Origin of the sequence: Kitasatospora indigofera (assembly GCF_014655955.1) — a bacterium.
Lineage (GTDB): Bacteria > Actinomycetota > Actinomycetes > Streptomycetales > Streptomycetaceae > Kitasatospora > Kitasatospora indigofera.
Window position 1 is genome coordinate 1 of record NZ_BNBO01000015.1, and the last position, 23,344, is coordinate 23,344.

Sequence of the window (23,344 nt, forward strand, 5' to 3'; positions counted from 1 at the left end):
GGGGTGGGGGGTGGTGGGGAGGGGAGTGGGGTGGGGGGTGGTGGGGAGGGGAGTGGGGTGGGGGGTGGTGGGGAGGGGAGTGGGGTGGGGGGTGGTGGGGAGGGGAGTGAGGTGGGAAGTGGGGTGGAGGGTGGTGGGGAGGGGGGTGGGGCTGGTTTGGCTGGTGGGGGTGCTCAGGTGGGTGTGGTGGTCGGCCACGGCCAGGAGGGCGGGGCGGTGGGCGATCAGGAGGACGGTGCGGGTGGGGTCCTCGGCGAGGGTGCGGACGGCGGCGACCACGGCGGCCTCGCTCTCGCCGTCCAGGTTGGCGGTGGGCTCGTCGAGCAGGACGAGGGGGCGGTCGGTGGCGAGCAGGGCGCGGGCCAGGGCGAGGCGCTGGCGCTGGCCCGCGGAGAGGCCGGTGCCGCCTTCGCCGAGGGGGGTGTGGATGCCCCGGGGGAGGCGGGTGGTGAAGTCCAGGGCGTGGGCGGCGGCCAGGGCGGTGCGGACGTCCTCGTCGGTGGCGGCCGGGGTGGTGAGGCGGACGTTGTCGGCGATGCTGCCGGCGAAGAGGTGGGGGCGCTGGGGGACCCAGGCGATCTGGCGGCGCCAGGTGGTGGGGTCCAGGTCGGCGAGCCGGTGGGCGGTCCCGTCCGGGGTGGTCACGGTGACGGTCCCGGCGTCCGGGGTGGTGAGGCCGAGCAGGACGGAGAGCAGGGTGCTCTTGCCGGCGCCGCTGGGGCCGGTCAGGGCGGTGGTGCTGCCCGGGGTGAGGGTGAGCGCGGCGTCCCGGAGGGCCGGTGCGGTGCGGCCCGGGTGGGTGACGGTGAGGCCGGTGACGGTGAGGGTGGCGCCCGCCAGTGCCGGGGCCGGGGTGGTGCCGGTGGCCGGCAGCGGGGTCTCCAGGACCTGGAAGATCTCGTCAGCGGCGGTCAGGCCCTCGATGCTGGAGTGGTAGAGGGCGCCGACCTGCCGGATCGGGAAGTAGACCTCCGGGGCGAGGATCAGGATCAGCAGGCCGGTCTCCAGGTCGAGCGTCCCGTCGACCAGCCGGAAGCCGATCGAGACGGCGACCAGCGCGACCGAGAGGGTGGAGAGCAGCTCCAGTGCGAAGGAGGAGATGAAGGCGATCCGCAGGGTGCGCAGGGTGGCCCGGCGGTACTCGGCGGTGATCCGCCCGATCGTCTCGGCCTGGGCCTTGGCCCGGTTGAAGACCTTGAGCGTCGGCAGGCCGGCCACCACGTCCAGGAAGTGGTGCGAGAGCCGGGACAGCCCGGCCCACTGACGGTCCATCCGAGCCTGGGTGGCCATCCCGATCAGGGCCATGAAGAGCGGGATCAGCGGGAGGGTCCCGGCGATGATCGCGGCGGAGGTCCAGTCGGCGCCGACGATCCGCAGCAGCACCACGACCGGGACGACCACGGCCAGCGCCAGCTGCGGCAGGTAGCGGGCGAAGTAGTCGTCCAGGGCGTCGACGCCCCGGGTCGCGAGGGTGGTGAGTTCGCCGGTGCGCCGGCCGGCGAGGTACGCCGGCCCGAGCGCGGTGGCGTGGTCGACCAGCCGGCGGCGCAGGGTGGACTTCACCCTGGCCACCGAGCGGTGCGCGGTCAGTTCGGTCAGCCAGGCGACCAGCGCCCGGCCGACGGCGGTGAGGGCGAGCAGCAGCAGCGGGCCGGTCAGCTCGTCGAGCCCGGCCCGCTGCTGGAAGCCGCGGACGACGATCTCGGCGATCAGCCCCGCCTGGGCCACCACCAGGGCCGCGCCCGCCCCGCCGAGGATCACCGATCCGGCGAGGAAGGCGCGGGTCGTGCGGGCGTGGCCCAGCAGCCGGGGGTCGACGGGCTTCACGACGGTTCTCCTTGGCGGTGCAACGGGAGAGGGGATGCGGGAGAGGGGACGCGGGAGAGGGGACGCGGACGGTGCTACGACCGGCCGGGGAGCGTTGGTGTCACGACTGGTCGAGCGCGGCGGCCGGGTCGTGCCCCGGGATGTGCTGGACGCCGATCCGCTTGCGGAACACCCAGTACGTCCAGGCCTGGTAGAGCAGCACGATCGGGGTGAAGATCGCGGCGACGATCGTCATCAGCTTGAGCGTGTACAGCGAGGACGAGGCGTTGCTGACGGTCAGGCTCCACTCCGGGTTCAGGGTGGAGGGCATCACGTCCGGGAACAGCGCCAGGAAGAGCATCGCGACCGCCGCCACGATGGTCAGCCCCGAGAGGCCGAACGCCCAGCCCTCGCGGGCCAGCTGGTTGGCCACCAGTGCCCCGACCAGCGCCAGCACCGCGACCACCAGGGCGGCCAGGCTCCAGCCGTCGCCGCTGTCGGCCTGCGTCCAGATCAGGAAGACCAGCGCGAGGACGGCCGTGGCCAGCCCCAGCTGGAGGGCCGTCGCCCGGGCCCGGCCCCGGATGTCGCCGACCGTCTTGAGGGCGGCGAACACCGCGCCGTGGAAGGTGAAGAGGAACAGCGTCACCAGCCCGCCCAGGAGGGCGTACGGGTTGAGCAGGTCCCACAGCGTGCCGGTGTAGTTCTTCTGCTGGTCGATGTCGACGCCCGCCACGATGTTGGCGAACGCGACGCCCCACAGGAAGGCCGGGATCAGCGACGTCCAGAAGATCGCGTGCTCCCAGTTGCGCTGCCAGCGCTCGCCGTCCCGCTTGTGCCGGTACTCGAAGGCCACGCCTCTGACGATCAGGCAGACCAGGATCACCAGCAGCGGGATGTAGAAGCCGCTGAACAGCGTCGCGTACCAGTCGGGGAAGGCCGCGAAGGTGGCACCGCCGGCCGTCAGCAGCCAGACCTCGTTGCCGTCCCAGACCGGCCCGATGGTGTTGATCAGGACCCGCCGCTCGGTGGTGCCGCGGGCCAGCAGCTTGGTGAGGATGCCGATGCCGAAGTCGAAGCCTTCGAGGAAGAAGTAGCCGATCCACAGGACGGCGATGAGGATGAACCAGACGTCGTGGAGTTCCATGGTCTCTCTGTCCTCAGTAGGCGAAGGCGAGTGGCTTGTCGGCGTCCTCGTCGGAGGACGGCCCGCCCAGCGTCGGGTCCTTGGCCGGGGGCCGCTCGGCGGTGTCCGGGCCGGCCTTGGCGTACTTGACCAGGAGCTTCACCTCGACCACGGCGAGGATCGCGTACAGCAGGGTGAAGGTGCTGAGCGCGATCACCTGCGTCGTCACGCTGACGTTCGGCGACACCGCGTCGGCCGTCTTCATCAGCCCGAACACGGCCCACGGCTGACGGCCCATCTCGGTGAAGATCCAGCCGAAGCTGTTGGCGATCAGCGGGAACCCGAGGGTGACGATGCCGATCCGCCAGCTCCACCGGGTGAGGAAAGGCCCGAGTTCGCGGTGCGGGGTGAGCATCAGCTTCGGCACCTCGTCGTCCGCGGTGCGGTGCTCGGGCGCCAGGAATCTTCTCTTCCGGGTCGTCCAGAGTCCGAGCAGGCCGACCACGAAGGAGGTCATCCCGAAGCCGATCATGAGGCGGAAGCCCCAGTACGTGACGAAGATGTTGGGGATGTAGTCCTTGGGGTCGCCGCCGTACTTCGCGGCCTCGGCGGCGGCGGTGTCGTTGATGCCCGGCACCGGCGAGCTGAAGTTGCTGTTGGCGAGGAAGGACAGTATCCCCGGGATCTCCAGCTCGACCGAGTTGTGCCCCTCGTTCACGTTGCCGACCGCGAAGATCGAGAACGGCGCGGGGTCCTGGGTCTCCCAGAGCGCTTCGGCCGCCGCCATCTTCATCGGCTGCTGCCTGAACATCACCTTGGCCAGCTCGTCGCCGCTGAGCGCGCTGCCGAGACCGAAGATCACCGCCAGGACGAGCCCGAGCCGTAGCGAGGTCCGCATCACGGCGGTCCTCTTCGGGTCGGCCGTCTCCGGCTTGCGCTTGGCCCGCCAGAGGTGGAAGGAGGAGATGCCGATCACGAACGCCGCGCCGGTGAGGAAGGCGGCGGTGAGGGTGTGCAGGACGACGACCACGGCGGTGTCCTGGAACAGCACCCGCGCGATGTCGTTGAGCTGGGCCTTCCCGGTGGCCGGGTTCACCTCGTAGCCGACCGGGTGCTGCATCCAGGAGTTCGCCGCCAGGATGAAGTACGCCGAGAGGGCGGTGCCGATGGCGACCATCCACATGCAGGCGGCGTGCAGCTTCTTCGGCAGCTTGTCCCAGCCGAAGATCCACAGCCCGATGAAGGTCGACTCGAAGAAGAAGGCGATCAGCGCCTCCATCGCCAGCGGGGCCCCGAACACGTCGCCGACGAAGCGCGAGTAGTCGGACCAGTTCATCCCGAACTGGAACTCCTGCACGATGCCGGTGACCACGCCCATGGCGATGTTGATCAGGAAGAGCTTGCCCCAGAACTTGGTGGCGTGGAAGTACTTGTCCTTGCCCGTCCGCACCCAGGCGGTCTCCAGCCCGGCCACGATCGAGGCCAGGCTGATCGTCAGCGGGACGAAGAGGTAGTGGTAGACGGTGGTGATGCCGAACTGCCACCGCGCAATGGTCTCGTGAGCGACTGCTAGGTCCACTTCGCCCTCTCTCCGGCAGGGATCCTTTTGATCACATAGCGGACAAACTTCATCTATAGCGACAGAGCATCACGTTGCCACGCAAGCTTGTCCGCTTGTGAACGTGAATACATTCACAAGGGCAGTATCCATCATACTTATGGAGCTGCCGCAAGGGGGGTGGGGGTAGCCGGTGAAGCACCCGACGGAGCACCCGACGGAGCACCCGGCGAAGCACCCGTGGGGCGGCCGGGACCCGGACGGTCGGGCGCGCGCGGGCCGGGACCGGGGCAGGCGCGCCCGGGTTCGCCGTCGCTGCTTCCCTGCCCCTGCCCTGCCGCTGTCCCGGCCAGTGTGCGCAGCGGCCTCCGCGCCCCACAATCAGCAGCCGGTCGGCCCCGGCGGACGTTTTGGACGATCAGGCGCTTGACACCGCCCGCCCGTCGCCAGGGCGGCACTCCCCCAGCAACCCCAGAACCGGCCGGACGGGAAGTGCGCGCCCCAGCGCCGGGCCGTACCCAGTGCCGCCCAGGCGGCCACCTGACGGTGGGGATCCGGCGGCAGCCGGCCGCAGAGATGGTGAGCCCGGCAGGACCACACCTCGGCCCCCAGCTCCAGGAGGAGGCCGGCCGCGGCGCTCGGCACGCAGAGCCCGACGCCCCCGGGACCCGCGGGACCGCCGAGGCCGCCCCGGTCAGACGTGCGGGCCATCGATCCATCGGGGCTCGACGTCCCATTCCACCCCGCCGGACACCGGCCGGAGGAAGACCGCGTTGCCGAGGCGCCCCATGAAGACCCCCGGCCGCCCGCTGAGCACGTCGCGGACGGTCTCGCCCACCCGGCGCGGAACGTACGGCACCGCCGGCGGCCGCACCCGGGCGGCGTCCACGGACCCGATCACCGGGTACGGGCTCACGAGTCTCAGCCCCGCCTCGGGCCGGCCGCCGCAGTCCATCGGGCAGCGGCACTCGGCCAGGTGCCGGTCGTTCAGCGGGTCCGGGGTCGAGTCGTCGGCCCCGGACTGAATGCTCGTCATGGTCGTTGCTCCTGGAAGTACTTGACGGTCATCACCGTCCGTACTCCAAGCGTCGCCCTGCGCAGCTACGCTGGGGAAGTCCGACCGTGTTCCACGACCGGACGGGGAACACGAAGGAGCCACCGGATGGTCTTCAAGGGACGTGACCTCCACCCGGAACGATCCGCCCGGGACCTCTACGGCGCCGAGATCCGCCGGCACCGCCTGAGAGCGGACGGGATGTCGCTGGCGAGACTGGCGGCGATTCTGAACTTCTCCAAGGCCCATCTGAGCCGGATCGAGACGGCCGAGTCCGCCCCGCCCCGGGGACTGTCCGAGAAGCTGGACGCCGTCTTCGGCACCGAGGGCCTGTTCATCGGGCTCTATCCGCTGGCACGGGCGCAGGAGTTCCCGGACAAGTACCGCCGGTTCATGGAGCTGGCTGCTCAGGCGCTGATCCACGAGAGCTGCACCATCACCGTGCCGGGCTTGCTGCAGACGCCCGACTTCGCCCGGGCGTCCTTGCGTTCCGGTGATCCGCATGCCACCGAACAGGAAATCGAGGACAAGCTCACCGCTCGCCTCAACCACCAGCGGCGAGTGCACGGCGACGCCCCCGCACGCTACTGGTTCATCCTGGACGAGGCCGCCCTGCGCCGCCCGGTCGGCGGACCCAGTACGACGGTCATGCAGCTCGCCGCCCTGCTCGACGCCGGACGTCCGTCTCATGTCACCATCCAGGTGCTGCCCTTCTCCGCCGGAGAACACGGCGAGATGGGCGGCTCGCTCACCTTGCTCACGCTGCCGACCCGGGCCACCGTGGCCTATCTGGAAGGCAGCCGCTCAGGGGTACTTGAGGACGACCCGGAGAAGGTGGCGAAGCTCCGGGAGTCATACGATCTGCTCAGGGCCCAGGCCCTGTCGCCCCGGGACTCGGCGGTGATGATCAGAGCGGCGATGGAGGAGCACGAACGCCATGCGACCTGACACCGAGCCCGCCCGCTGGCGCAAGAGCAGCCACAGCAACAACGACGGCGGCGACTGCATCGAGGTCGACGACGCCAACCCCGGCCGTGTCCGCGACTCCAAGGACCCGCACGGTCCGGTCCTGGCCTTCAGTCCCGTGGCGCTGAACGCCTTCGTACGGGCCGTGGCGGCCGGGGAGTTCGACGGGGTGTGACCCGCGGAAGCGTTTCCTGACCGAGTCTCACCTCACTCGCCGGGGCGGACGGGCGTCCCGCCCTTCCACCACCGGCCGACCCGATCGGCGGCCATGACCGTCTTCCGCTGCGCGCGCTGCGGTGCCCGGCTCTCCGAGGACCTGACGGCGTTGGCCGCCGTGCCGGCGAAGCCCGCTCACCGGCACGTCGGCGGCGAGGCGCGGCGGGCGCCGTCCACCGTGCCGCGCGGGCACTACGCGGTCGACCCGGATCCGTGGGGAGCGCCCTACCTCCCGCTCGGCGGGCGGGAGGGTGCGCGGCCGGCCGGGAGGCAGGGGCTCCTGGTGGGCGGCGGGTCGCTGACCTCGGCGGGTCCCCGGAACACCGTCCTCGTCCACCCCGAGGACGTGATGGGGCTGGAGCCGCTGCCCGGCGGCGAGAACGGCGGCGGGTGCTGCGGACCGACCGGGACGGAGGGCCCCAACCGGGCCTGTTCCTGCGGCGTCCGCCTCGCCACCCTCTCGGCGGACTGTCTCGGCCCGTACGAGCTGCACCTGGATCCGGTCCGGGTGTACGCCGTCGGAGGGGCGGGGCCGCCCCCGGCCGACGTGGCGTGACATCACCCGGCGCGGATTGGCGCAGGACTGGTGCCACGTGGTGCCACATGGCACCACAGAAGGCCCGCGGGGCACCACCGACACGCATGGTGCCACATTCAGCCGACTAGGCGCCAGCCTGTTTCCGCAGGCCAGAGGCGTAACCGTCGAATCCGTGGCGATGATGCCACCTCGGGGCTTGCGTGTGGCACCACTGTGGTGCCACTATGGCGTCATGGACCTCACCCCGTATGTCGACACCCTTCGCCGTGAACTCGCGGTGGCCGCCGAGGCCGGCGGCGACGAAGCCCGTGAGCTGGCCGAGAGGCTCACCGCTCCGCTGGAGTCGGCAACCCGGTTGACCATGCTCAACGTGCTCTCCGCCGCCATGGACGAGATCACCCGGGAGCTGGCCCCCGGCTCGGTGGACGTCCGGCTGCGAGGGCTCGACCCGGACTTCGTGGTGACGCTGCCGCCCACCGAGGGCGGTGTCCCGGCGGGGCCGGCCGCACCCGTCGAGCCGCTCCGGGCGCAGGCGCCCGCCGAGGGCGACGAGAGCGGCACCGCCCGGGTCAACCTGCGCCTGCCGGCCCATCTCAAGGCGCGCGCGGAGGAGGCCGCCGGCCACGAGGGCCTGTCGGTCAACGCCTGGCTGGTGCGGGCCGTGGCGACCGCGGTCGAGGGCGGCGCCCGGCCGCGCACGACGGAGAAGAGCCAGCAGCTCGGACAGAGCTTCACGGGCTGGGTGCGCTGACCGCAGCCCCGCCCGCCCCCTTCACCCTTCACCACGTCCCACCAGCGGGGACGCCCCACGGACTCATGAGGACGGTACTGCCATGCCTTCTTTCGACACTCCAGACCCGATCTCGGCCATCGCGCACGTGGAGGCCGGCTCCATCCAGTTCACCGCGGGCGACCGCGCCGACACCGTCGTCGAGGTGCGGGCGCGCGACCCGAAGCGGGACCAGGACGTCCGGGCGGCCGACCAGACCGAGGTCACGTACTCGGGCGGCACCCTGACCGTCCGGACGCCCAAGCAGCGCTACCTGTTCGGCCGGACCGGCACCGTCGACGTGACGGTCGAGCTGCCCACCGGCTCACGCGTCGACGTGTCGGGCTCCTGGGCCCAGGTGCTCGGCGAGGGGCGGCTCGGCGAGGTCCGGGTGAAGACCTCGTCCGGTGACGTTCGCCTCGACACGACCGGTCCGCTGAAGCTGACCGCCTCGCACGGCTCCATCACGGTGGACCGGATCGAGGGCGCGGCCGAGATCACCACCAGCTCCGGCAGCCTGCGGGTCGGGCTCGTCGAGGGTTCCGCCGTCCTGAAGAACTCGCACGGCTCCACCACCGTGGGTGCCGCGGTCGGGGAGCTGCGGGTGAGCGGCGCCAACGGCGACATCAGCATCACCCGCGCCGAGGGCTCGGTCGTCGCCACCACCGCGCACGGCACCCTGCGGGTGGGCGAGGTGGCCCGCGGCACCGTCCAGCTGGAGACCTCCTACGGCGCCATCGAGGTCGGCATCCGCAAGGGCACGGCCGCCTGGCTCGACGTCAGCTCCGGCTCCGGCCAGGTGCGCAACACGCTCAGCGCGTCCGAGAGCCCGGAGGAGAGCGAGGACACCGTCCGGGTCCGCGCCCGCACCCGGCACGGCAACATCGACATCCTGCGCACCAAGGCCTGACCCCGGCAGCTCCGGCTCCGGATCGCCCGCTCCCCCCAGCCGCCCCAGCCTTCGAAAAGGGAGGGCCACATGCCTTCTTCTGTCATGCCCACGCCCAGGACGACGGACGCACAGCTGCCGCCCGCCGCCGTGTCCGCCGTCGGCCTGCGCAAGTCCTACGGCGACAAGACCGTGCTCGACGGGATCGACCTGCGCATCCCGGCCGGATCCGTGTTCGCCCTGCTCGGCCCGAACGGCGCCGGCAAGACCACCGCCGTCAAGATCCTCTCCACCCTGATCACCGCCGACGGCGGCCAGGCCCAGGTCGCGGGCCACGACCTCGCCGCCGCTCCCCAGGCGGTGCGCGCCGCGATCGGCGTCACCGGCCAGTTCTCCGCCGTCGACGGCCTGATCACCGGCGAGGAGAACATGCTCCTGATGGCCGACCTGCACCACCTGCCCAAGGCCGAGGGGCGGCGGGTCGCCGCCGGCCTGCTGGAGCGCTTCGGCCTCACCGACGCGGCGAAGAAGCCCGCCTCCACCTACTCCGGCGGCATGAAGCGCCGCCTGGACATCGCCATGACCCTGGTCGGCGACCCGCGGATCATCTTCCTGGACGAGCCGACCACCGGCCTGGACCCCCGCAGCCGCCACACCATGTGGCAGATCATCCGCGACCTGGTCGCGGGCGGCGTCACCGTCTTCCTCACCACCCAGTACCTGGAGGAGGCCGACGAACTCGCCGACCGCATCGCGGTGCTGAACGACGGCAGGATCGCCGCCGAGGGCACCGCCGACGAACTGAAGCGGCTGATCCCCGGCGGCCACGTCCGCCTGCGCTTCACCGACCCCGCCGGCTACCGCACCGCGGCCCTCGCCCTGGGCGGAGCGACCCGCGACGACGAGTCGCTGACGCTGCAGATCCCGAGCGACGGCAGCCAGCGCGACCTGCGCACCGTGCTCGACCGGCTGGACTCCGCCGGCGTCGAGGCCGACGAACTCACCGTCCACACCCCCGACCTCGACGACGTGTTCTTCGCCCTGACCGGAGGCGCCGCCGCGCCGGGCCCGACCGACCAGCCCAAGGAGAACGTCCGATGAGCTCCCTCCCCCTCGCCGTCCGCGACTCGTCCACGATGCTGCGCCGGAACCTCCTGCACGCGCGCCGCTACCCGTCGCTTACCCTGAACCTGCTGCTCACCCCGATCGTCCTGCTGCTGCTGTTCGTCTACGTCTTCGGCGACGTGATGAGCGCGGGCATCGGCGGCGGCGGCGCCGACCGCTCGGAGTACATCGCCTACCTCGTCCCGGGCATCCTGCTGATGACCATCGGCGGCACCCTGGTCGGCACCGCGGTGTCGGTCTCCAACGACATGACCGAGGGCATCATCGCCCGCTTCCGCACGATGGCGATCCACCGCGGCTCGGTGCTCGTCGGGCACGTGGTCGGCAGCGTGCTGCAGGCGCTCGTCAGCGTGGTGCTGGTCGGCGCCGTCGGCGTGGCCATCGGGTTCCGGTCCACCGACGCCGGCGTCCTGGAGTGGGTCGCCGCGTTCGGGCTGCTCGCCCTGTTCGCCCTGGCGTTCACCTGGATCGCGGTCGGGATGGGCATGGTCAGCCCGAGCGCCGAGGCCGCCAGCAACAACGCGCTGCCGCTGATCTTCCTGCCGCTGATCTCCAGCGCCTTCGTGCCGGTCGACGCGATGCCGGGCTGGTTCCAGCCCGTCGCCCGGTACCAGCCGTTCACCCCCGCCATCGAGACCCTCCGCGGCCTGCTGCTCGGCACCCCGATCGGCAACAACTGGTGGATCACCGTCCTCTGGTGCCTCGGCCTGGCGGCGCTCGGCTACCGCTGGTCGAAGTCGGTCTTCGACCGCGACCCGAAGTGACCGCGGGCGCTGCCTCCCGCGACTCGCCCCGCCCCCGGGCGGCGTACCCCGGCACCCGCCGGCGGACGCCGCCCGTCGGCGTGCTCCGCCGCCCGTCAGCCGGCCCGGTGGTAGCTGCTGCCGTCCCTGGTGCGCACGAGCAGGTGGGCCTCCACCAGGTAGCGGCGCAGGGCGGAGTGGTCGTCGTGGACGGTGAGCAGGGCCTCGTTCACCTCGCGCTCGGTGTAGTCCCGGCCGGGCTCGAAGAGGGTCCGGGCGAGGTGCGTGAGGAGTTGGTCGCGGCGGGCCGCCTTGCGGGGGATCGTGGTCAGCCGGCCCTGGCTGAAGAGGCTCTCCACCCCGCGTGAGCTGCTGTTCTCATGGTCGGACATGGTGGCAGCCTCCCCTGCCGGCCGGTCGGGGGCAAGGAGATTTCGGGCGGCGCCGGTCTCAGCGGGGGCCGCCGGTGACGTCGGGGCCGATCACGAATCCCTTGGCGGGCCCCTCCGGGACGATCGCCTCCTCGCCGTACGGGGTGCGCACCGAACTCGCTTGACCTCCTCACCGCCCTAGAGTGCGGTGATTCCCTCCACGCTGCGCACGGATGGCGCGGCGCTCAGGCGGGTTCCTGCTTCACTGCGCGGTGCCGGGACGAGTCCCGGTCCTACCTGCGCTCCACAGGCTGAGACCGCAAGTCCTGCGGCCTTGGCGACGTTGACCGCCGCGTTGATGTCCCGGTCGAGCCGGACGCCGCATGCCTGGCACTGCCAGACGCGGACGTCCAGGGGCTTGGGTCCGCCCTTGACGCCGCAGTTCGAGCAGACCTGCGAGGTCGGCTCGAAGCGGCCGATGCGCAGGAAGGTGCGCCCGTACCGGGCAGCCTTGTACTCCAGCATGGTGACGAACGCGGACCATCCGGCATCGTGGACGGACTTGGCCAGGCTGGTGCGGGCGAGTGCCTTGACCGCCAGGTCCTCAACGGCGACCGCTTGGTTCTCGCGGATCACCTTCGTCGAGAGCTGGTGGTGGAAATCGCGCCGCGCGTCGGTGACCTTGGCGTGTGCCTTGGCGACCTTGAGCCGGGCCTTGCCCCGGTTGTTGCTGCCCTTGGCCTTGCGGCTCAGGGACTGCTGCGCGCGCTTCAACTTCTTCTCGGCCCGGCGCAGGAACTTCGGGCTGTCGATCTTCGTGCCGTCGGACAGGATCGCGAAGTGCGTCAGGCCCAGGTCGATCCCGACCACCGCGTCCGTGTCGGGCATGCGGGTCAGGTCGGTGGCCGGGTCGCTCTCCACCACGAACGAGCAGAAGTACCGCCCGGCGGCGTCCTTGACCACGGTCACCGTGGACGGCTGCGACGGCAGCACGCGGGACCACTTCACCCGCACGTCGCCGACCTTCGGCAACGACAGGTCACCGCCCGACGTGATCTTCCATCGGGCATTGGCGGTGAACCTGACGGCCTGCCGATTGTCCTTGCGGCTCTTGAAGCGGGGCGCGCCCATACGCGGGCGCTTGCCCTTCAACCCGTCGAAGAAGTTCCGGTACGCGGTGTCCAGGTCCCGCAGCGACTGCTGCAGGACCACGGCGGACACCTCCCCGAGCCATTCGCGATCGGGGGTCTTCTTCGCCTCGGTGATCAGCGCCTTCGACAGGTCACCGGTCCTCGGGAACGGCAACCCGTCCTCACGGGCGCTCTCACGAGCCCGCAAGGCGTCGTTGTACACCACCCGCGCACACCCGAACGCACGGGTCAGCGCAGAACGCTGAGACCCGTTCGGGTAGAGGCGGAAGGAGTACCGAAGCTGCATGGCGATCACCGTACCCGTGTTGGTTTATGGCTGATTATCAGAAAAGGCAGGCACTGCACGTTCGTTCTCCACGCGCACTTGGTCTTCGTGACGAAGTACCGGCACAAGGTGTCGGCCTGCCTAGCTGAGGTCCACGCCGCGAGAGGGTGCTCCGACCCCGCTCAGAGCACCACCCAGAATCGCTTCACCACCGGGCTGAAGCCCGGCGCACTGCGATTGGATCCGGTAGCCGCCCCTGGCGGGGTCGGGGCCGGAGAGCACGGTGACCGAGCCGCCGTCGAAATCGTCGATGATCACGTACACCGGGGTGCCCGCCGTGGCGTACGCGCGGTGCTTGCGGACCAGGTCGCGCTTGCGGCTCTCGCTGCCGGGCGACACTGTTTCCACGACCACGCCACGCCCGAGGCCAGGACGCCGAAACCGTCGGGTTGCTCGACCTCCTCCAGGTCCTCGGGGGAGACGAAGACATATTGACGGTGAAGTGCCGCATCCCGCCGGCAGGTGACATCTCGATGGCCCTCTCGATGATCTCCGCCCGGAAGCCCTGCGGAACGTCCATGGCCTTCCACACCTGCCACAGCGCCTGGTCCAGGTCTCCTCAACTGCGAGCGCGATCATTGAGACACCCCTCTTCCGGTCCAGTGTGAGCAGGCGGCCCGATGTGACACAAGCCGTGGCCGTACCGTCGCACACGATCACCGGCCGACGGGTGCCGTCCGGGCCCGTTCACCCTCCCGGGTGGTCACCGCTGGCGCGGGATCTCCATCCGGAAGACCGCGCCGTCGCCCGGGGCGCTGTGCAGGGTGAGGGTGCCGCCGTGGGCGTGGGTGAGGGCGGTGGCGATGGCGAGGCCGAGGCCCGCGCCGCCGCCGTCGTTGCGACTGCGGGAGGCGTCGACCCGGTAGAACCGGTCGAAGACGCGTTCGGCCTGGTCGCGGGTGAGGCCCGGGCCGGAGTCGGCGACCTCCAGCAGGCAGTCGCCGTGGGCGGTGCCGACGCCGATCCGGACGGGGGTGCCGGGCGGGGTGTGCTTCACGGCGTTGCCGACCAGGTTGGTGACCACCTGCCGCAGCCGGGCCTCGTCGCCGAGGACGGGCGCGGCCCCGGGGGCGCCGTGGCCGGCCGGGCCGGTGAGCGCCACCGGGCGGGAGGGGTCGAGGGCGGTCAGGTCGTGCAGGGCGTCGGCGGCGAGCGTGCGCAGGTCCATCGGGGCCAGGTCGAGCGGGCGCTCCTCGTCGAGGCGGGCGAGCACCAGGAGGTCCTCGACCAGGGTGCCCATCCGGACGGCCTCGCTCTCGATCCGGCTCATGGTGCGGGTGACGTCGGCGGGGGTGGGCAGGGCGCCCATCCGGTACAGCTCGGCGAAGCCCCGGATGCCGGCCAGCGGCGTGCGCAGCTCGTGCGAGGCGTCGGCGACGAAGCGCCGCATCCGGGCCTCCGACTCGGCGCGGGCCGCGAAGGCCGCCTCGATCTGGGTGAGCATCCCGTTCAGGGCGGCCGAGAGCCGGCCGACCTCGGTCCGGGTGGAGAGTTCGGGCATCCGGTGCGACAGCTCGCCGGAGGCGATCCGGGCGGCGCCCTTCTCGATCCCGCGCAGCTGGCGCAGGCCGGCCCGGACGGCGAAGAAGCCGAGGGCGGCGATCAGCAGCAGGACGACCCCGCCGATCGCGAGGAAGGAGCCGCGCAGCTTGCCGACGGTGGCGTCGACCTCCTCGCGGGAGACCGCGACCAGCAGGTACGAGGCGTTCGGCGCGGCGAACTCGCTGCCGGCGGCCGACCGCTGCAACGGCAGGACGACGGCCCGCCAGGAACCGCGCCCCCGGGTGTCGGGCAGGTCGAAGGCGGCCTGCGGGGTGGTGGTCGCGGGATCGAGGCGGCCCAGCTCAGGGGCCGGGTCGGACTCGCTGACCGGCTGGCGGACGACCTGCTGCACCTTGCCCTCGGCGGACAGGTACAACACGGTGTACTGGCTGGGCAGCGCGGCCAGCAGCGGTTGCGCGCGCTTCCCGGCCATGGCCGGCGGCTGGCCCTTGTCCGCCCAGGTCTGGCGTCCGGCGGCGCGGTGCGAGAGCGGCTCGGCGACCCGCTGGAGCTGCTCGTCCAGGCGCTGCTCCAGCTGGTGCCGGACGGTGCCGAGGACCACGGTGTCGCTGACCGCGAGACCGGTGGTGACCAGCAGCAGCGCGAGCACCAGCAGCCGGGCCCGGAGCGAGAGCCGGGCCGTCAGGGAGCCGGGCCGCGGCAGCCGGAGCCGGCCCGGCAGGCGGGGGCGGAGCAGGGCGGGCCGGGGCATCCGGGCGGTCAGTTCTGCGGCGGCCGGCGCAGGGCGTAGCCGATGCCCCGGACGGTGTGGATCAGCTTGGGCCCGTGCACCGGCCCGGAGTCGAGCTTGCGGCGCAGGTAGGAGATGTACGACTCGACGATGGAGAGGTCGCCGCCGAAGTCGTACGCCCAGACGTGGTCCAGGATCTGCGCCTTGGAGACCACCCGGCCGACGTTGGCCATCAGGTAGTGCAGCAGCTTGAACTCGGTCGGCGAGAGCGACACCGGGGTGCCGGCCCGGGTGACCTCGTGGGCCACCGGGTCGAGGGTGAGGTCGGCGACGACCAGGCGGCCGTCCTCGGCGGGGCCGCCGGCCCGGCGCAGGATGGCGCGGATCCGGGCGATCAGCTCCTCCAGGCTGAAGGGCTTGGTGACGTAGTCGTCCGCGCCGACGGCGAGGCCCTGGACCTTGTCGCCGACGCCGTCCTTGGCGGTGAGGAAGAGCACCGGCAGGTGGTCGCCGGCGTGCGCGGGCCCGGCTATCCGGTCGCGTCCGGTCTGCTCGCGCAGCCGCTCGACGACGGTGAAGCCGTCGAGGTCGGGCAGCATCACGTCCAGGACGACCAGGTCGGGGCGCTCGGCGGCGACGGCCGCGAGCGCCTCCTCGCCGGTCGCGGCGGAGGAGACCCGGAAGCCGGAGAACCGCAGCGAGGCCGAGAGCAGCTCGCGGATGTTCGGTTCGTCGTCGACGACCAGGAGGAAGGCTTCACCCGAGGTACCGGCGGCGGCCGCGATCCCTGATGTCGACACGGTCCCTTGCACGACTGTTCCGCCTCCCGGTCGGACGATGACACTCATCGGACGATAGCCCTGGGAGGCTATGCGTGGTTGATGAATGTTGGATTAACCAGCTTAACCGGGGGGGGATTTCCCGGGACAAGGGCCCTTCGCCCTCGAACACCCTTCCGGCGCCCCCGGGCGCCCCGCCCCCCGAACGGAAGCGGCCCGGCCGGCGGGGCGCCGGCCGGGCCGTGGTCCGGAGGCCGCGGGGTCAGCCGCCGGACGGTGTGCGGGCGCCGCCGAAGCCGCCGAAGCCGCCGGCCGCCGCGCCCTCGACCAGTTGGGTGGCCGCGTAGCCGCCGGAGGCGTCCGGGGTGCCGACCACGGTGACGCTCTGGCCGGGCTGCAGGTCGCCGACCTTGCCCTCCTTGTTGAGCTGCACCTTGGTCGAGTCGCCGGTCGTCACCTTGACGGTGTTGCCGTTCGCGTCGGTCAGGTAGACGGTGGTGCCGTCCACGACCTTCACGGTGCCGCGGGTGAAGCCGCCCGCGCCGCCCTGCGCCCCGGTGCCGCCGGGCGCGCCCGCACCGCCGGCCGCGCCGGTGCCGCCCGTCTGGCCGTTGCGGCGGCCGGTGCCCTGACCGGCCGCCCCCTGGCCCGCCGCGCCCTGGCCGCCGAAGCCGCCCGGGGCCGCGGCCCGCTGCTGGCCGCCACCGCCCGCCGCGGTCTTCGTGGTGCCGTGGTTCTGCTGGTACCAGACGCCACCGCTGAACGCGGCCGCGGCGAGCACCCCGCCCGCCAGGGCGAGCGTCACCCAGGGCAGCCGACGGCGCGGCGGAGCGGCCAGCTCGGCGGTGATGTCACGGGCGTCCGGCGCACTGGAGAGCAGCTCGACCTGGGCGATCGGGCTGTTGTCGTCCTCGCGCGGCACCAGCGAGTGGTTGTCGTTGCTCATGATGGTCAGGGCTCCTTGTCACTCGTGCCGGAGGGCGTCGATGGGCCGCAGCGAAGCGGCCCGGTTGGCCGGGTAGCTGCCGAAGAACAGGCCGATGGCGACCGCGATGCCGAACGCGGCCAGCACCGACTCCGGGATCACCACCGGTTTGATGCCGACGATGCTGAAGTGCGAACCGATCAGGCCCGCCAGCACCCCGAGGCCGGCGCCGAGCACCGACAGCAGGGTCGACTCGGTCAGGAACTGCCCGAGGATGACGCCCTTCGGCGCACCGAGCGCCTTGCGGATGCCGATCTCCCTGGTCCGCTCGGTGACGGTGACCAGCATGATGTTGGTGATCCCGATCCCGCCGACCAGCAGCGAGATCGCCGCCACCGCGCCCAGCAGCACCGTGAAGGTCTTGCCGGTGCTCTCGCGCGCCGTCAGCAGCGACGCCTGGTTGCTGATCCGGAAGTCCAGCTTGGTGGCGTCCGCCAGGGCGTGGGTGCCCATCAGGATCTGGGTGATCTCGGCCTGCGCGGCGGTGGTGGTCTCCGCCGAGGTCGCCTGCACCAGGATCTGGTTGACCGAACCGAAGCCGGTGAAGGCGTTCTGGACGGTCGGCAGCGGGGCGATCACCAGGTCGTCCGGGTCGTTGAACCCGGTGCTGCCCTTGGTCTTCAGCACGCCGGACACCGTGAACGGCGTGCCGCCGATGGTGATCTGCTTGCCCACCGGGTCCTCGGTGTCGAACAGCTGCTTGGCCGTGGTCGAGCCGAGCACCGCGACCTTGCGGGCGTTCAGCACGTCGTCGTTGCTGAAGTAGTCGCCCTTCTCGACCTTCTGGTTCGAGGTCTCGAAGTACGCCGGGTAGGTGCCGACGATCGAGCCCGGCGTGTACGAGATGTCCCCGTACAGCGCGGCGCCCGTGGTGGTGACCACCGGCGCCACGGACTTGATGTCCGGCGCCTGCGCCGAGGAGGCCAGCGCCTTGGCGTCGTCCACCGTGAGCTTCTTCGCGGTGGACGCGCCACGGGCCCCGCCGAAGGAGGACCCGGCCGACACCGTCAGCGAGTTGGTCCCGAGCGCGGTGATCGAGTCCTTCACCGCGACCGAGGAGCCGTTGCCGACCGCGAGCAGCAGGATCACCGAGGCGACCCCGATCAGCACGCCCAGCATGGTCAGGGCGGAACGCACCTTGTTGGCGGCCAGGCCGCCGAAGGCGAAGCGGAGCATCTGCCAGAGGATCATGACCGGCCTCCCACCAGCTCGGGGCGGATCGCCGGCGGCGGTCCGGCCACCGGGCCCTGCCGGACGTCCGACACGATCGCGCCGTCCACCAGCCGGATCACCCGCTTGGCGTGCCGGGCGACCTCGTCCTCGTGGGTGATCAGCACGACGGTGCGGCCGATCGCGTTCAGCCCGTCGATGATCCCCAGGACCTCCTCCGTGGAGCGGCTGTCCAGGTTGCCGGTCGGCTCGTCGGCGAGCAGCATCGCGGGGGCGGTGACCAGTGCCCGGGCCACCGCCACCCGCTGCTGCTGGCCGCCGGACAGCTCGTTGGGCTTGTGCCCGGAGCGGTCGGCCAGGCCGACCAGCGAGAGCGCCGCCAGCGCCCGGCGCCGCCGCTCGGCCGACCGCGCGCCGGCGTAGGCCAGCGGGAGTTCGACCTGGGCGAGGGCCGTGGTGCGGGGCACCAGGTTGAAGGACTGGAAGATGAAGCCGATCTTGCGGTTGCGGACCAGCGAGAGCTGCCCCTCGTCCAGGTGACCGACGTCGGTGCCGTCCAGCAGGTAGCGGCCCCCGGTGGGGACGTCCAGGCAGCCGAGGATGTTCATCAGGGTCGACTTGCCCGAGCCCGAACTGCCCATCACCGCGACGAAGTCGCCCTGCTCGATGTCCAGGGTGACGCCGAGCGGCTCCCCGGTCACCGGGTCCGAGGGGCCGCGCAGCGCGTGCACGGTGGCGTCGCCGAGGCCGTAGGACTTGGTGACCCGGCGGATCTGGATCACCGGCGGGGGGCCGGCGTCGCCCCGGGTGGCGTCGCCCGCGCGGACGGCCGGGCCGGTGTGCCGCCCGCCGCCCCGCGAACCGGAGTTGGTGCGGCCCATCAGCGGTTGCCGCCCCGCGCGCCGGTCCCGGCGCCGCCGGGGATCGCCGCGCCCTGGCCGCCGGCCGCGCCGCCGAGCCCCGGGAAGTTCCCGCTCGGGAACCCGTTGCTCGATCCGGAGGTGGTGGAGGCCAGTTCGACCTTGTCCCCCTCCTTCAGGCCCTCGGTCACCTCGACCGTGGAGTCGCCGACCACGCCGACCGTCACCGTCACCCGGGAGGTGCTGCCGTCCTCCGCGACCAGGGTCGCGGTCCGGCTGGCGCCGGTGCCGGCCAGTGCGGCGGCGGGCAGCGAGAGGGCGTTGTCCGCCTCGCCGGTGACCACCGAGACGGTGGCGCTCAGGCCGGTCCGCAGCTTGCTGGTGTCACCGGTGATCTGCAGCGTCGCGCCGTACTGCACCGCGCCGCCGCTCCCGCTGCTGGTCGGCAGCGAACTCACCGACAGGACGGTGGCGTTGAGCTTGGTGTCGGACTGCGCGTTGAGCGTGACGGTGGCCGCCTCGCCCTTCTTCAGCTTGAGCGAGTCCAGCTCCGAGAAGGCCGCGGTGACCTGCATCCCGGTCGGGTTGGTCAGCACGATGAAGCCGCTCGGCGTGGTGGAGCCCGAAGTGCCCGTCGTCCCGGTCGACTTGCTGCTGGTGGAGCCGGTCGAGCCGGTGGTACCGCCCGAGACGGTGTCGCCGGCCTTGCCGCCGACCGAGGCGACGGTGCCGTCCACGGAGGCGGTCAGCGTCGTACCGGCCAGCGTGGCCTGGGCGTTGGTGAGATTGGTCTGTGCCGTGTCGACCTGCTGCTGGGCCTGGGCGACCGCCGCGTCGTCCACCTTGGTGGTGGTGATCGTGGTGGTCTGCGGCGTCGGAGCGGCGCTCGCGGTGGCGGTCGCGCCGGCGCTCCGGCCGCCACCGGCGGACGAGCCGGCGCCGCCGCCCGAGGAGCCCGAGCCGGAGGAGGCGGGCAGCTGGGAGGTGGTCGTGGTGGTGACGCCGGCCTCGGCCTTGGTCAGGTTGGCCTTGGCCGCGGTGAGCGCCGACTGGGCGGCGGCCACCTGCTGCTGGGCGGCCGTGGTGTCCACGGTCGCGAGCACCTGGCCCTTGGTCACCGTGTCGCCGACCGCGACCTTGACCGCGGTCAGCTTTCCACCGGTGACGAAGTCCTGCCCGGCGTCGGTCGGCGAGGCAAGGGTGCCGGTTCCGGACACGGTGGCCAGGACCGTGCCCTTGGCCACCGTCGCCGTTCGTACCTGGGCCTTGCCGGCCGCCACGCTGGTACCGCTGTCCAAGGTGGTGTACACCAGGGCGGCGCCCCCCAGGAGGGCCACGCCGAGTGCGGAGTTGACGAGGACGGCACCACGCCGTCGCGGGAACACCTTCATGGGGGCAAGCCTCACCCCGGGCTCTTGCGGAGTCCTGGGGCGCAACTGGGAGGTCCCTGAGCCCGGAAAACCGGACATTGCTGAACTTTCCGGTGCACCTTTGGCCCATCCGCACCGGCACCCTCATCAGCGGTTGACCGAACTCCCAGGGAGTTCCCAGCCATCCACAGTGATCCCGCAGTCCGGGCCGGCCGCGACCGCCGGGGCAGCGGCCGCGGCGCCGGCCAGCAGCCGCAGGGCCGCCTCGTCGGCCGACCCCGGCGCGGCGCTGTACAGCAGCATCCGGTGCCCGCCGCCCTCCGGCAGCGGCATCGCCTCGAAGGCCAGGTCCAGCCGGCCGACCACCGGGTGGTGCAGCGCCTTGCTGCCGAAGAGGCAGTCGTTGACCGGATGCCTGGCCCAGAGCGCCGCGAACTCCGGGCTGTTCATCGACAGTTCGCCGACCAGCGCGGCCAGCTCGCGGTCGTCCGGGTGCCGGCCCGCCGACAGCCGCAGGTAGGCGACGTTCGCCCGCGCCTCCTCCTCCCAGCCGCGGTAGAGCTCCCGGGTGTGCGGGTCGAGGAAGAGCATCCGGGACAGGTTCGGCCGCTCCCCCCGGTGGTCCGGGGCGGCCGGGTCGAGATGCCCGGCCAGCAGCGCGTGCCCCAGCGGGTTCCAGGCCAGCACCTCGTTGCGGTGCCCCACCACCACGGCGGGCACCTCCCGCATCGCCGCGATCAGCTGCCGGGTACCGGCCCTGGCCCGCTCGAAGCGGTCCGCCGGACGCGGCCGGGCCCGGCCCGGGCGGGCGATGTTGCGCAGGTGGGCGTGCTCGTCCGGGCTCAGCCGCAGCGCGCGGGCCAGCGCGTCCAGCACCTCGTCCGAGGCGTTGAGGCTCTGCCCCTGCTCCAGCCGGGTGTAGTAGGTGACGCTCACCCCCGCCAGCTGGGCCAGCTCCTCCCGGCGCAGCCCCGGTACCCGGCGGCGCGCGCCGTACGCGACGAGGCCGACCTCCTCGGGCTGCAGCCGGGCCCTGCGGGTCCGCAGGAAGTCGCTCAACTCCACCGGTTTCTCCATGAGTCCAGTGAACACCCGGCCGGCCGGCCGAGCCTGCCCCTGCCGGTGCTACCCACGGCAGGGGACTGGGTCCGCGCCCCGGACGGGCGGAGGCTGCTGCCGTACACACTCAGCAGCCCGATCCGGAGGAAGCCCGCCATGACCGTGCTCGACCAGACCCCTCTGCCGCCGGCGGCGCCGAAGGCGGCCGCCGGCATGACCGGACGCCAACGCGTCGTCCTGGTCGTCCTGCTGGCCGCCCAGTTCATGCTGGCCGTGGACTTCTCGATCCTGAACGTCGCGCTGCCGGTGATCGGCCGCGGCCTCGGCTTCCCGCTCGGCGGGCTGCAGTGGATCGTCACCGCCTTCGCGCTCGGCGCCGCCGGGTTCAGCCTGCTGTTCGGCCGGGTCGCCGACCTGTTCGGCCGCCGCCGGGTGTTCCTGCTCGGACTCGCCGTCCTCGCCGTCTCCTCGCTGGTCGGCGGCCTGGCGACGACCCCCTGGGTACTGCTCGCCGCCCGGGTCGCGCAGGGCCTGGCCACCGCCGCCGTCACCCCCGCCGGCCTCGCCCTGCTCACCACCGCGTTCCCCGAAGGGCCGCTGCGGGAGCGGGCGCTGGGGTTGAACGGCGCGCTGATTTCGGCGGGCTTCACCTCCGGGGCGATCCTCGGCGGGCTGCTGACCGACCTGCTCAGCTGGCGCTGGGCGTTCTTCGTCAACGTCCCGGTGGCGCTGGCCGTCCTGCTGGTGGCGCCGCGCCTCGTCCCCGAGTCCGCCGAGGGCCGGGCCGGCACCGCGCGGCCCCGGATCGACCTGCCCGGCGCGGCCACCGTCACCGGCGGCCTGCTCGCCCTGGTGTACGGCCTGACCCTGGCCGGCGAGCACGGCTGGGGCGACCCGGCGGCGCTCGGCGCGCTGGCCGTCGGCGGGCTGCTGCTGGTGGCGTTCTGGTTCGTCGAGCGGGCCGCCGTCCACCCGCTGGTGCCCGTCCGGGTGCTGCGGCGCCGCACGGTGGTCTGGGGCAACCTCGCCGGGCTGATCGCCTTCGCCACCGAGACCTCGCTGGTGTTCCTGATGACGCTCTACCTCCAGCGGGTGCTGGGCTACTCCGCCCTCGCCACCGGCCTGGCCTTCGGCGTGCTCGGGGCCGGTACGGTCCTCGGCGGGATCCACGCACCCCGGGTGATCCGCCGGCTCGGGACGAGGGGTTCGCTGGTCACCGGCCTGCTGGTGCAGGCCGCCGCCACCGCCGCGCTGCTGCTGCTCGGCACCGGCCACGGCTGGCTCGCCCTGCTGCTGGCCGCCACCTTCGTCGGCGGCGTGGGCAACATGCTGGCGATCGTCGGCTTCATGGTGACCGCCACCTCGGGCCTGCCCGACCACGAACAGGGCCTGGCCACCGGCGTCGCCACGATGACCCAGCAGGTCGGCATCGCGCTCGGCACCCCGGTGATGAGCGCCGTGGTCACCGCCCGGATGACCGCCCTCGGGGGCGGCACGGCCGCCGGCACGGTGCTGGGCGGCGTCGGGCTCGCGCTCCTGGTCAACACCGCGCTGGTGGTGGCCGGCGGGCTGGCCTCGGCGGTGTTCCTGCGCCGGCGGAGCGGGTGAGGGCGCCGGGACGGGAGCGCCGGCGGACGTGAGGCGGCCGGACGTGAGGCGGCGGGCCGGGCGGGAAACCGCCCGGCCCGCCGGCGTCCTGGCCGGCTTCCGGAGGGGCCGGCTGCCGGAGGGCTCAGCCGCCGTGCGGTGCACCGAACCGGGCCAGGCGGTGCCAGACCTTCTTCAGCGCCTGCGGGTCGTACCGGCCCGTGCCGGCGGCCGCCCCGAGGTTCAGCGGGTCGAGCCGGCCGTCCACCGCGATCTCGGCCCCGGAATCGGTCGGTTCGGCTCGCCGAGGCTGTTGCCGCTCGCAGGCTCCGCGGCGCCGCCTCACAGGCTCCGCAGCGCCGCCTCGCAGTCGCGGCAGCGCCGGGTCCGGTGCAGCGGCGGGTACCAGGGCTGCCCCGGCCCGGACGGCCGGTACGGCTCGTACTCCAGCGGCGCGGTGTCGAGGCCGCAGAACGTCCGCGGCGCCGGGTCGTCCGGCACGTCCGGGTCGCCCGGCGCGGCGTGCACCCAGCGCACCCGGGCGCCGACGTCCACCTCACCGGCGTCGAGCACCTCGGTGGACGGCTCCAGCTCCAGCAGCACGATGATCGAGGCCATACCCCGACCCTGCACCGCCCGGCCGCCCGCCGCATCCGGGCCGCGG

General features: G+C 72.5%; 24 protein-coding genes. 8 read left to right on the forward strand and 16 right to left on the reverse strand.

The window, feature by feature from the left end; translation table 11 throughout:
• From cydD to IE329_RS15515, 4 genes are all read right to left on the reverse strand, one after another.
• Positions 1 to 1,827, reverse strand: a 1,827-nt coding sequence (cydD, locus tag IE329_RS15500) for a thiol reductant ABC exporter subunit CydD (RefSeq protein ID WP_190211457.1), incomplete at its 3' end; no start/stop codon positions are given.
• Between the two features lie 100 nt (positions 1,828 to 1,927).
• Complete coding sequence (gene cydB / locus IE329_RS15505) at positions 1,928 to 2,953, reverse strand: cytochrome d ubiquinol oxidase subunit II (protein ID WP_190211458.1); 1,026 nt, start codon at positions 2,951 to 2,953, stop codon at positions 1,928 to 1,930.
• A 13-nt stretch (positions 2,954 to 2,966) separates the two neighbouring features.
• Positions 2,967 to 4,511, reverse strand: coding sequence for a cytochrome ubiquinol oxidase subunit I (locus IE329_RS15510; protein ID WP_190211459.1), 1,545 nt, complete (start codon positions 4,509 to 4,511; stop codon positions 2,967 to 2,969).
• 673 nt (positions 4,512 to 5,184) lie between these two features.
• Positions 5,185 to 5,526, reverse strand: coding sequence for a hypothetical protein (locus IE329_RS15515; protein WP_190211587.1), 342 nt, complete (start codon positions 5,524 to 5,526; stop codon positions 5,185 to 5,187).
• A 126-nt stretch (positions 5,527 to 5,652) separates the two neighbouring features.
• Here IE329_RS15515 and IE329_RS15520 point away from each other — a divergent pair, with 126 nt between their 5' ends.
• From IE329_RS15520 to IE329_RS15550, 7 genes are all read left to right on the forward strand, one after another.
• Positions 5,653 to 6,492: a helix-turn-helix domain-containing protein gene (locus IE329_RS15520; RefSeq protein ID WP_190211460.1), complete on the forward strand. Its 840-nt coding sequence runs from the start codon at positions 5,653 to 5,655 to the stop codon at positions 6,490 to 6,492.
• On the forward strand, positions 6,482 to 6,685 hold the full coding sequence (locus IE329_RS15525) for a DUF397 domain-containing protein (RefSeq protein WP_190211461.1): 204 nt from the start codon (positions 6,482 to 6,484) through the stop codon (positions 6,683 to 6,685). The genes IE329_RS15520 and IE329_RS15525 overlap by 11 nt, the downstream gene beginning before the upstream one ends.
• Positions 6,686 to 6,778: 93 nt before the next feature.
• Positions 6,779 to 7,282 carry a hypothetical protein gene (locus tag IE329_RS15530; protein ID WP_190211462.1) on the forward strand — a complete coding sequence of 168 codons (504 nt, stop codon included), beginning with the start codon at positions 6,779 to 6,781 and terminating at the stop codon, positions 7,280 to 7,282.
• A gap of 214 nt (positions 7,283 to 7,496) precedes the next feature.
• The gene (locus IE329_RS15535; protein WP_190211463.1) at positions 7,497 to 8,015 is read left to right on the forward strand and encodes a toxin-antitoxin system HicB family antitoxin; all 519 of its coding nucleotides are present in this window, start codon (positions 7,497 to 7,499) and stop codon (positions 8,013 to 8,015) included.
• A gap of 82 nt (positions 8,016 to 8,097) precedes the next feature.
• Complete coding sequence (locus tag IE329_RS15540) at positions 8,098 to 8,943, forward strand: DUF4097 family beta strand repeat-containing protein (protein WP_190211464.1); 846 nt, start codon at positions 8,098 to 8,100, stop codon at positions 8,941 to 8,943.
• Positions 8,944 to 9,012: 69 nt separating this feature from the next.
• Positions 9,013 to 10,023 (forward strand): ATP-binding cassette domain-containing protein, encoded by a 1,011-nt coding sequence (locus IE329_RS15545; protein WP_190211465.1) that lies wholly within the window; start codon positions 9,013 to 9,015, stop codon positions 10,021 to 10,023.
• Positions 10,020 to 10,811, forward strand: a complete 792-nt coding sequence (locus IE329_RS15550) for an ABC transporter permease (protein ID WP_190211466.1) — start codon at positions 10,020 to 10,022, stop codon at positions 10,809 to 10,811. The genes IE329_RS15545 and IE329_RS15550 overlap by 4 nt, the downstream gene beginning before the upstream one ends.
• 95 nt (positions 10,812 to 10,906) lie before the next feature.
• Here IE329_RS15550 and IE329_RS15555 read toward each other — a convergent pair whose 3' ends face one another.
• From IE329_RS15555 to IE329_RS15600, 10 genes are all read right to left on the reverse strand, one after another.
• Positions 10,907 to 11,182, reverse strand: coding sequence for a DUF2087 domain-containing protein (locus IE329_RS15555; protein WP_190211467.1), 276 nt, complete (start codon positions 11,180 to 11,182; stop codon positions 10,907 to 10,909).
• A gap of 177 nt (positions 11,183 to 11,359) precedes the next feature.
• Complete coding sequence (locus tag IE329_RS15560) at positions 11,360 to 12,598, reverse strand: RNA-guided endonuclease InsQ/TnpB family protein (protein WP_190211564.1); 1,239 nt, start codon at positions 12,596 to 12,598, stop codon at positions 11,360 to 11,362.
• Positions 12,599 to 12,718: 120 nt separating this feature from the next.
• Positions 12,719 to 13,216 carry a Uma2 family endonuclease gene (locus tag IE329_RS42040; RefSeq protein WP_190211468.1) on the reverse strand — a complete coding sequence of 166 codons (498 nt, stop codon included), beginning with the start codon at positions 13,214 to 13,216 and terminating at the stop codon, positions 12,719 to 12,721.
• 124 nt (positions 13,217 to 13,340) lie between these two features.
• Positions 13,341 to 14,891, reverse strand: a complete 1,551-nt coding sequence (locus tag IE329_RS15570; protein ID WP_190211469.1) for a sensor histidine kinase — start codon at positions 14,889 to 14,891, stop codon at positions 13,341 to 13,343.
• A gap of 8 nt (positions 14,892 to 14,899) precedes the next feature.
• Positions 14,900 to 15,670: a response regulator transcription factor gene (locus tag IE329_RS15575; RefSeq protein ID WP_229927466.1), complete on the reverse strand. Its 771-nt coding sequence runs from the start codon at positions 15,668 to 15,670 to the stop codon at positions 14,900 to 14,902.
• 241 nt (positions 15,671 to 15,911) lie between these two features.
• A complete protein-coding gene (locus IE329_RS15580; RefSeq protein ID WP_190211470.1) occupies positions 15,912 to 16,595 on the reverse strand; it encodes a hypothetical protein in 684 nt (227 codons plus the stop codon).
• An 18-nt stretch (positions 16,596 to 16,613) separates the two neighbouring features.
• Positions 16,614 to 17,825, reverse strand: coding sequence for an ABC transporter permease (locus IE329_RS15585; RefSeq protein ID WP_190211471.1), 1,212 nt, complete (start codon positions 17,823 to 17,825; stop codon positions 16,614 to 16,616).
• Positions 17,822 to 18,685: an ABC transporter ATP-binding protein gene (locus IE329_RS15590; RefSeq protein ID WP_229927467.1), complete on the reverse strand. Its 864-nt coding sequence runs from the start codon at positions 18,683 to 18,685 to the stop codon at positions 17,822 to 17,824. The genes IE329_RS15585 and IE329_RS15590 overlap by 4 nt, the downstream gene beginning before the upstream one ends.
• A complete protein-coding gene (locus IE329_RS15595) occupies positions 18,685 to 20,055 on the reverse strand; it encodes an efflux RND transporter periplasmic adaptor subunit (RefSeq protein WP_190211472.1) in 1,371 nt (456 codons plus the stop codon). Before IE329_RS15595 ends, IE329_RS15590 begins: the two co-directional genes overlap by 1 nt.
• Before the next feature lie 126 nt (positions 20,056 to 20,181).
• Positions 20,182 to 21,111, reverse strand: a complete 930-nt coding sequence (locus IE329_RS15600) for a helix-turn-helix domain-containing protein (protein ID WP_190211473.1) — start codon at positions 21,109 to 21,111, stop codon at positions 20,182 to 20,184.
• Positions 21,112 to 21,249: 138 nt separating this feature from the next.
• Here IE329_RS15600 and IE329_RS15605 point away from each other — a divergent pair, with 138 nt between their 5' ends.
• Positions 21,250 to 22,701 (forward strand): MFS transporter, encoded by a 1,452-nt coding sequence (locus tag IE329_RS15605; protein ID WP_190211474.1) that lies wholly within the window; start codon positions 21,250 to 21,252, stop codon positions 22,699 to 22,701.
• Positions 22,702 to 22,825: 124 nt separating this feature from the next.
• Here IE329_RS15605 and IE329_RS15610 read toward each other — a convergent pair whose 3' ends face one another.
• Positions 22,826 to 22,948, reverse strand: coding sequence for a hypothetical protein (locus tag IE329_RS15610; RefSeq protein ID WP_373311199.1), 123 nt, complete (start codon positions 22,946 to 22,948; stop codon positions 22,826 to 22,828).
• A gap of 74 nt (positions 22,949 to 23,022) precedes the next feature.
• Positions 23,023 to 23,298 (reverse strand): hypothetical protein, encoded by a 276-nt coding sequence (locus IE329_RS15615; protein ID WP_190211475.1) that lies wholly within the window; start codon positions 23,296 to 23,298, stop codon positions 23,023 to 23,025.
• Positions 23,299 to 23,344 lie beyond the last annotated feature (46 nt).